Origin of the sequence: Ohtaekwangia sp. (genome assembly GCF_036568665.1) — a bacterium.
GTDB lineage: Bacteria > Bacteroidota > Bacteroidia > Cytophagales > Cyclobacteriaceae > Ohtaekwangia.
In genome coordinates, this window is sequence record NZ_DATCSD010000239.1 from 1 (window position 1) to 2,259 (window position 2,259).

Below are 2,259 nucleotides of genomic sequence, written 5' to 3' on the forward strand. Positions count from 1 at the left end.
CGTTCACGCATAAAGTCGGCCGCGCTGCCCAATGATTGAACCGATGCAGCCGTGCCTGACGTGAGTTTCTGATTTTGTGTAAGCGTCTCTTTCTCGAACTGAAAAGCATCTATACGATTATCGATCAGCTCAGTCTTCTCCCGAATATATACCAGTGAATCCTGCCATATCTTTATTCTGTTATCCAAAGTAGCAGCATCAACAATAACCTGATCGGTGCTAACCGAAAGCAACGACACCGTATTATCCACCGTAACCTGCACGCTCTCATCTGCCAGATCCGGTGAGAGACCTTTGAAGATAATGGTATTCCTTCCTTTCTTTACTGCTATATTTTCGATGCCCGAGATCTCGGCACCATTCAGAAAAACAGTAACCGATTTTGGTTTTACTTCAACCGGTATTTCATTTTCATATTGAGCAAGAAGATTGAACGGCAGGCACACAGCCAACGCAAGGGGGTAGATCAGGTTTCTCATAAAATATATAGGGACAATACATCATCAACGAACAAGATACTATAAAACTTATTTATAGCGTCATCAAAAGTTTTAAGGAAACATCGTGAAGTTCGCATGAAAATCAAAGATATTGCAGGCTGCTAACACAACCAGATCCTGATATTTTGAAAACAAAGTGCCTTCTTGCCGCTATCATATTTCTTGCTATAGCCTGCTCTTCTAAAAAAACACAACGCGAGCTATACGAAGAAACCACTGCCAGCTTTACCTATAAGACCTATAAAGCAACATCGGCTGCAACAGTGGGCCCGGCTATAAAAATATATAATGCCGAGTTACCCGATTCTATAACTCCGCTCAAGTCAGAGTATGCACATTTACTATTAGGTTATCTGTGGACTGTTTCCAAAAAACCTTCGATGGCTTTTGCGGAAGCCGACCTGGCACAGGAAAGTACCGATGACGATGTGCGCTATATGGCGCAATCGCTGCGTGCCATCACGATGTACGAACAAGGCTGGGATACACTTGCGCGAACCGAATCACAACAGGCGAAAGACCACCTGCACAAGCCGCACTCTACTATTCAATATGAAGCCACTACCTTTTATATATTGTTGGGTATAGCGAAGATCTATGATAAAGACCTGGAAGGATCGAAGTTCTACTGGGCCGGCTTCGCGAACGAAACGGGTATACATTGGCCTTACCTGTTAACAGATGCTGTGGCCGATATACAGGCGAAGCGCATTCAGCAGGGCCTGCAAAAGTTTAAAGTATTGTCGCAAGACCCGGCAGTACCCGAAGCGTTGCGTACTGTGCTGGTAGAAAAGATAGCGTTGATAGAACAAAAAGGAGGCGATGTGGATTCTCCTCTATTCTGGCCGCGACTGATCTCTACGGTTGTGCTGGAAGAACTGAAGAAATCTTCCGACAGTCAGCTCTCACGTTTTGTAAATATGCTGGAAGGACTCCGAAAGAAGTTACCGGCATAGCAGCCTTATACCTTGGGTTTAGAAGAAAAGAAGTCGTTCGTGCTAAAATAGGCGTTCAACGGTAAAACCTGCGCATCGTATTCTGCGTGAACAGCGTTGTAATCACTTCCCTATGATCTCCTTCTTCCATCGCCTTAAAGAGATGAACAGGCTATACATTCTGATCATCTTTTCGCTCACCACTATATTGTGTGTAACGCTCGTGGCCTTTCGCGTGCAGTATACTTCTAAAGTTACTTTCGTATTCCTGGTGTGGAATATATTTCTGGCACTCGTGCCCTATATGATCAGCACGCTGCTGGTGCTATACCATCACACAATAAAACAGGCAGCCTGGCTCTGGATACCGTTCATGGTGTGGCTATGCTTCTTCCCGAACGCGCCCTATATATTAACCGATCTCTTTCATTTGAAACAACGCCCCGGTGTACCGTACTGGTACGACCTGGCGCTTATACTCTTCTTCGCTTGGAACGGACTCATGCTCGGCTTTGCTTCGATGATGGATATACAAGCCGTGTTCACCGCCCGCTTTAAGCCCTGGATAGGCTGGACAATTTCTATAGGAAGTTTATTGTTGGGTGGCTTTGGTATATACCTGGGCCGCTACCTGCGCTGGAACAGTTGGGATGTGATCTCCTCCCCTATGCAACTTCTGCACGATATAGCTACACGCATACTCAATCCCTTTCAACACCCGCAGACGTACGGAGTAACTATACTGTTCTCTACGTTTTTACTGTTAGGGTATATATTGCTGATGCAGTTTTCGAAAGTGTATACGAGGAAGTGATTTACTTATG

General features: G+C 45.2%; 3 protein-coding genes. 2 read left to right on the forward strand and 1 reads right to left on the reverse strand.

Annotated elements, in window-relative coordinates; translation table 11 throughout:
* Nucleotides 1-479 (reverse strand): DUF4140 domain-containing protein (locus VIN08_RS13275; protein WP_331965764.1); only part of this gene is annotated, 479 nt, incomplete at its 3' end.
* 146 nt (nt 480-625) lie between these two features.
* Here VIN08_RS13275 and VIN08_RS13280 point away from each other — a divergent pair.
* On the forward strand, nt 626-1,456 hold the full coding sequence (locus tag VIN08_RS13280) for a hypothetical protein (RefSeq protein ID WP_331965767.1): 831 nt from the start codon (nt 626-628) through the stop codon (nt 1,454-1,456).
* A 112-nt stretch (nt 1,457-1,568) separates the two neighbouring features.
* Nucleotides 1,569-2,249 carry a DUF1361 domain-containing protein gene (locus tag VIN08_RS13285; RefSeq protein ID WP_331965770.1) on the forward strand — a complete coding sequence of 227 codons (681 nt, stop codon included), beginning with the start codon at nt 1,569-1,571 and terminating at the stop codon, nt 2,247-2,249.
* Nucleotides 2,250-2,259: the final 10 nt, after the last annotated feature.